Source organism: Brucella cytisi (assembly GCF_038433355.1).
GTDB classification, from domain to species: domain Bacteria; phylum Pseudomonadota; class Alphaproteobacteria; order Rhizobiales; family Rhizobiaceae; genus Brucella; species Brucella cytisi.
Map to the genome: position 1 here is coordinate 46,084 of NZ_JBCAUP010000034.1, position 6,418 is coordinate 52,501.

The window sequence follows — 6,418 nt, forward strand, 5'->3', positions numbered from 1 at the left end:
TCTTGCCGCTTATATAGTCATGAAACTCTGCAAGGTCACGGAAAACTAGCGCACAATTGAACCAGTCGAGCGACGGTCCAGTGCGCGCAGGGCTTCTTCCCGCGATGTCGGGATGGGGATGCCTGTTGCGGCCTGTACAGGGGTGGCGGCTGTCGGTCCCACTTTTGCAGGCGGTTGCGGTTTGGCGCCGAAACGGTCGCTCAGATATTCAAGGGCCACGCGGCTTCCTTCCAGAAGGCCGCTTCCGGCGTTGGAAACAAGCGAGGTACCGTTCTGGCAGAAGGAAGAGTTGTCGATGCACAGCTTGCCCAGTTCCACGGCGGTTTTGCCATTGGCGAGAAGCTGGTCGATTGAATCCGGCTCCCGCTTCGTCTCGGCAATGGCTAGCTTCTCCTGCGGCTTGTTTTGCTCATCCGCAGGGAAGAAGCGCGGCATCACGATGAATGCCAACGACAACCAGAATACGGATTTGAGGAGAAAACGGATCATTGCCTTCTTGCGGTTGCGTGCCTTCGGTTTGCGCCAATGTCCGATGAATTCGAAAAGATTCCGTAACTGTTCGGTTTATTGGAGCACATCCCGAAACGTGTGAAACGGTTTTCGGACAAGATGCGCGTCATGGTAAAGCATTTGAACGTCAAAATTGTGCCGTGGCTGTGGTTTCACCGCCTCATCGCTACTCTCTGTTTACCATAGGCAGAAAAGCAGGCCCGGCGTGTCACTTATCCACTTTGGGCGGTCTCGTTTTATCGTTTCTTTAAAGCCTCGGCTGCAATCTGTTGCTGGCTGGGAGAGCGTCGTCACGGCGAACGGTTTTCCGGTTTTGATTATGCAAGAGTATTGAGTGAGTACGGCACGTTGAACGCCATTCTTTTGAAAACAGCCGAGACCGTCCGCATGAATGTGCAGGCGATCAGCCGTTTTTACGAACGTTTCTGCCGCCGCTGGGTATCCAATCCTGATGCGGCCTCCATACGTGTTATCGGTTCGGTCATAACTGTGCCGGTCCTGCTTTGCGCTGCAGTGGTCGCTTCGGGTGTAACACCAGGCTTTACGGAATTCGCTATTCTTGCGGCAAGTTTTGCGGGCGTCGCAATGATCCTTTGCGCGCTGTCGCTGATGGGCGTTGCTGCACCTGTTCTGGCTGGTCTGAACTTTGCTGCCTATGGTGCGGGTCTTGCTGCCATTGGCACTTTTTCTCATGGCGATGTGGTTCTATGGTTGATGGTGGCGGGTCTGCCGCTTGAAGTCTGGTTTGCGACCCGCAAGCCTGCTGCCGTAGCAGGCGCTGCATTCGCGGCCATGATTCTCGGCTATTTTGCGACGGCAAGCGGTGGCGCCATTTCCGGCGGCAGCTATGTGTCCGTCGCTGTGTTGGTACTTTATGCGGCAAGCCTTGTTGCGCGTGGTTATGCGAGCGCCGCGAGGCCCGCGCAGATCAGGATTAGCACGCCGCAAGTTGGTGTAGCTGCAGGCGATGTGCAGTTCGGGCTTGATGCGGATGGAGTGGTATCCTCGGTCGATATGAATTCGGCAAAGCTCCTGGGCGTACAGCCCAAAATGCTGGAAGGCACGGCCCTGATCGACCGCGTTCATGTCGCCGACCGCGTAGAATATCTTTCGCTTCTGGCCGATCTTCGCTCTGGCACAGCTTCACGCAAGATAGACGTACGCCTGCGTTCCATCGAAAATGGCGATATGTTCTTTCGTACCTATCGTCTCGAAGGTGTCGCAAGCGCTCACGCCATCATGCTGATTGGCCGCTCGCTCGAAGGTGAACTGAAGCTTCTGGACGAGATTGCAACGCTGAAAGCGGAGCTGGAATCGGAGCGCATCGGCAAGGGCCGTCTGCTTGCAGCTGTCAGCCATGAGCTGCGCACGCCGCTCAATTCGATCATCGGATTTTCCGATATGCTGTCGCATGAAATGGGCGGCAAGCTGGCTAATGAGAAGCAGCGCGAATATGCCGGCCTCATTCACCAGTCCGGTCATTACCTGCTGGAGCTCGTGAATGCTGTTCTCGACAATTCGCGTCTGGAAACCGGAAATTACAGCATCGACCCGCAGAACTTTGCTTTCCGTGAAGCGGTTGAAATGTGTACTGCTGTCATGCTGCCGCAGGCTGAAAAGAAAGGCGTTGCCTTCTGCCACCGCGTCGGCACCGGCATTGGTGAACTGGTAGCGGATCGTCGCGCCATCCAGCAGATTCTGCTCAATCTGGCAGGAAATGCGGTGAAGTTCACGCAAAGTGGCGGCTGCGTCACTATCGATGCGATCCGTATGATGGTGAGCGGGCGCGAGATGCTGGAAATCAGCGTGTCAGATACGGGTATCGGTATCGAGCCGGAATATATGCAGCGCATCGGCACGCCATTCGTGCGCGCCGACAATAACTATACGCGCGCGCAGGAGGGAAGTGGCCTCGGACTTTCGGTGGTCAAGGGGCTCGTGGAACTGCATCAGGGAAGCATGCAACTCAAGAGTTGCCCTGGCGAAGGCACGATCGTCACGATCCGCCTTCCGGTGGCAGGCCCGCAGTTTGTCATGGGAGAAGACGAATATCAGGAACTTGGCACGGTGATCGACATGCACCGTCACCAGGGGGAAAGGCGTAATGACTGGCAGAACGACGAAGACAGCGACGAGATCCGGGAGCAGAAAGATGCGCAAACCCGCAAAACGGCGTAGTCTCGGCTCGCGGCTCCTCCATTTCTTCTTCACCACGGCTTCGGCGCTTGCAATTGCTGCCGGGGATTTCATTGTGCGCAACCCCGTTCTGACAGGTGGGGCAACTGCGTTTTTGGTGGTAATGAGTTTCGTCTCGGCTAACGCGCTCTGGTATCAGCCGGAGGCGCACAAGGCCGTGTTCTTCAGCACAAGGCCAGATTTCGTGTTCAAGCCGACACCGCGTGCGGTCCTGCCGGGGACTGCCTCATCAAACGATGACGCCCCGAAGCCCACCGAGACTGTCGCTGCCGAACCTGCAAGCAATGAAACAACCCAGCCACTGGAAGCTGCAAGTCTGTCGGCGGATCGGTTTAATATGAACGCATCGGTCGATGACATGCTGCCGGCACTTGCGCCCAATGCCGATCTGGAAATCGCACGGCTGCAGCAACGTCTTTCGACGCTTGGAATTTACAAGGGGCCGGTGGATGGATTCACCGGGCCACAGACCCGCGAAGCGGTGGAACGCTGGCGCGCTTTGCAGCAGAAGCTCGGCGTGCAGGAAGCAAATATTCCGGCGCAGTTGCAGGCCGATGCCCAAAACAGTGCCCCGGCTCAGGACGATGTTGCCAAAGTCATCGAAGTAGCGGTTCCGACGCCGCGCCCGCAGCCCGCCGTTTTGAAGACGGAAACAGTTTCAAAACCGAAACCCGCTCTCGCTTCCTATGAAAAGCCCGCGCCGAAAAAGCAGGTGGCGGCAACACCCGCCGTGCAATCGGTGAAAGTGAGTTCGCAGGATATCATCCGCGTACAGGCCGGGTTGAAAGCATTCGGCAATGACACCGTGCCGGTGAACGGACAGCCGGGCAAGACGACACAGGAAGCGGTGCGCGAATTCCAGAAACTGTTCAGTATGCCGGTAACCGGCGAAATCGATGCGACGCTCATCACCAAGATGCGCGAGATCGGCCTGATAAGCTGATGGGTTTCCGATGCGCCTGACATCAGACTTCTGGGTTTCGGCTTTGATCCGCAAGGTTCAGGGCAAGGGCGGCTTTGCCTATCTTGCCCGTCGCGGATCGCCGGAGGCGGGCGCAATCTTCATCAAAGTAAGCTCACGTTTCGGCACCTGCGATCTATATTCGCCTGCACCGCAAACTTCTTATGAAGAGGATAATGACGGCGAGCGCATGTTCCTGCGCATTCTGCACGATGCCGATGACATGGCGGCAAGTGACCGTATGGCGCGGGAAACCCGCTTCGACCCCGACCTGTGGCTGGTCGAACTCGAAGATATAGCCGATGCGTCGGCACTGTTCTCGATTTCGCAGGACGGAGAAGCCTTCTAAAACTTCTTCCTGATGAACTCTATTTCACCAATCGCTGAACCGACGGGTGATCGGAATTGGCAGCGTCGGCGAGTGGCGTGTCGTCCTCGGCCATTTCACGCAATTTCCCACGCAGCATGGCCGACATGTCTTCCGCCTTCCAGCGCCGCACAAGCGCCATCGCTTTTTCGCGGTCGATGGAGCGATAAATATGCACAAACTCACGCAGGCTGTCGCGGTTGGTGTCGACAGGCCCCAGAATGGCAGTCATGACGAGATAGCATTCCGCAGGCGACAATCCGAGCGCCTTGAGTGCAATCGGCAGATGCGAATCCGGCCACTGTCCGATGATCGCGTCGGACCGTTCAAAGGACAGGTCGAGCGTATCGGCCAGCGCATTGCGGAAAAACTGGCTGTCGATCAGCAGTGCGGTATCGATGAGATGCTGTGAGCCGGTAGTTGCGCCAGCCTCGAAGAAAGGCTGTTGCAGCGCGCGCGCCAGTCGTTCGGAACTGTCTTCCTTCATCAGCGGCGCTCTGGCGGCAGAAAGGTCGGGTACATCGGGCCTTTCGAGCGGTTCGGCCTCGATATTGGCGAGATTTTCCTGAAGTGTCAGCGTGCGATCGATGACCGGATCGGCGAAACTGCGCAGCACGCCTTGTAAAAGAACGTCACCGGACTGGCGTCGCGCAATGGCACGCGCATGGGCAAGACCGTTCTTGCCGATGATCTCGATGAGGTCGGAAGGGCGCAGAAGGGGAGAGCGCAACAGGATCGGTGCGGAGATTTCGACGGGGTCGTCGGCCAGCGTCAGAATGAGGCGGCGCGGTGCGTCTTCCAATTGTGCCAGCGCATTGGCTGCATGACGCTTGCCGCGGGTGGACGCGCATTGCAGTAGCGGCATGGCGAGATCTTCAAGCTGTTGCATATCCTGCCGTCCGGGACGCGTGATACCCGCGAACGCCGAAATTGCGGCCGCCAGAAGGTCGTCCGCCTTGCTGCTCCCCGCTTTTGAATCCGACGGGCTCCGGTGGCCTGAAATATCCTCCAGGGCGCGGAACTGATCATTTGTCACGCAGAATACTCCGGTAGGCACACACAACTCACCTGTCCCAAATTGCAGATCGCGCATCCGGCAGCAGCCGGTTAATGCGGAAGTGCTCCCCGCATGGGTCGGTATTCCGGATAGTAGCGTTGAAGCCTTAGCAACTCATTAACCGTGCCATAAAGAAACAGCATTTGGTTGGGGTAATGCCTGAATCGAAAGGTCGTCCGGCCGTAGTGAAAATGGTGGGTTTCGAGAACCGGAGCGCAGTGTACGACCAAGCACAGTCCCGAAAAGTTGCAGACTTTTCGGATAAGACTATGCGTCTAGAGCGTTTCACCTTTTAACGGAACCATATCCGGCGTTTTCCAAATAGTTTTGGCATTCGGCGGGCTGGATGGTTTCGACCAGCCTGCCGATATGACGCCATGTGTCTTCGATGGTGCGCTTTTGTGCATTTCTCATCCAATGCTTGATCTTGGAAAAGGCTTGTTCGATCGGATTGAGGTCCGGCGAATAGGGTGGCAGGAACCAGAGCCGCGCACCGGCGGCTTTGATCAATTGACGGATGGTTGCCGACTTATGGCTGCCGAGATTGTCCATGACGACAATGTCGCCTGGCTTGAGCACCGGGACCAACTGCTGCTCGACATAGGCGCGGAAACACTGGCCGTTCATCGGTCCGTCGAAGACACAGGGTGCTGTAAGCTGATCGTTTCTCAAAGCGCCCAGGAATGTCAGCGTGCGCCAGTGGCCATGCGGTGCAAATGCCCGCAGTCGCTTGCCTTTTGGACCCCAGCCTCTGATCGGCGACATGTTGGTCTTGATCCAGGTCTCATCAATGAAGACCAGCCGTTCGGGATCAAGGTGATTTTGCAGGGTCTTCCAGCGCTGTCTTTTGCGAGCGACGTCGGCACGAGCTTGCTCAAGGGCGAATAGTGTTTTTTTTGAAGCGCAGCCCTTCACTGCGAATGAATTCCCAGATCGTATTGTGCGAGACGGAAATACCCCGCTCGGTCAACGCCGCCTTCAGGCCATGGAGTGTCAGGTGTGGGTTCTCGGCGAGCCGTTGCACAATGATATCACGATGCGGTTCGAGTATCCGCTTGCGGTGGCCGCCCATCTTGCCGGGATGAACCGATCCGGTCGCACGATGGCGCTGGGACCATTTTACGACTGAAGATGCGGCAATTTCAAACCGCGTCGCCACTGAACGAACGCTTTCGCCACTCAGCACGGCGGCAATAACGCGCTCTCGAAGATCATTCGATATCGGTGCGGTCATCCAACGCTGGCCTCCATCCAGCCAGCATCAGTGAATCAGAACAAAACTGATTTGGGAAGCGCATTCGATTCAGAGAAAAACGGAAACGCTCTA

At 56.8% G+C, this 6,418-nt stretch carries 6 protein-coding genes; 3 read left to right on the forward strand and 3 right to left on the reverse strand.

What is annotated here, in order from left to right:
• Positions 1 to 45: 45 nt before the first annotated feature.
• The gene (locus AAE521_RS23890) at positions 46 to 489 is read right to left on the reverse strand and encodes a hypothetical protein (RefSeq protein WP_342062730.1); all 444 of its coding nucleotides are present in this window, start codon (positions 487 to 489) and stop codon (positions 46 to 48) included.
• Between the two features lie 369 nt (positions 490 to 858).
• On the opposite strand from AAE521_RS23890, the gene AAE521_RS23895 reads away from it, so the two are divergent.
• The 3 genes from AAE521_RS23895 to AAE521_RS23905 are packed head-to-tail and all read left to right on the forward strand — an operon-like array spanning position 859 to position 4,016.
• Entirely contained in the window at positions 859 to 2,688 is a 1,830-nt protein-coding gene (locus tag AAE521_RS23895) for an ATP-binding protein (RefSeq protein ID WP_342062731.1), read from the forward strand.
• A complete protein-coding gene (locus AAE521_RS23900) occupies positions 2,663 to 3,649 on the forward strand; it encodes a peptidoglycan-binding domain-containing protein (protein WP_342062732.1) in 987 nt (328 codons plus the stop codon). The genes AAE521_RS23895 and AAE521_RS23900 overlap by 26 nt, the downstream gene beginning before the upstream one ends.
• A 10-nt stretch (positions 3,650 to 3,659) precedes the next feature.
• The gene (locus AAE521_RS23905) at positions 3,660 to 4,016 is read left to right on the forward strand and encodes a DUF1491 family protein (RefSeq protein WP_342062733.1); all 357 of its coding nucleotides are present in this window, start codon (positions 3,660 to 3,662) and stop codon (positions 4,014 to 4,016) included.
• 19 nt (positions 4,017 to 4,035) lie between these two features.
• On the opposite strand, the gene AAE521_RS23910 is transcribed toward AAE521_RS23905, so the two are convergent.
• The gene (locus AAE521_RS23910) at positions 4,036 to 5,070 is read right to left on the reverse strand and encodes a DUF2336 domain-containing protein (protein ID WP_342062734.1); all 1,035 of its coding nucleotides are present in this window, start codon (positions 5,068 to 5,070) and stop codon (positions 4,036 to 4,038) included.
• Positions 5,071 to 5,376: 306 nt separating this feature from the next.
• Positions 5,377 to 6,325 (reverse strand): IS630 family transposase gene (locus AAE521_RS23915; RefSeq protein WP_144405900.1). Its coding sequence is split into 2 segments (ribosomal slippage): positions 5,377 to 5,988 and positions 5,990 to 6,325, totalling 948 coding nucleotides; the frame shifts between segments, so codons are not numbered across the junction.
• Positions 6,326 to 6,418: the final 93 nt, after the last annotated feature.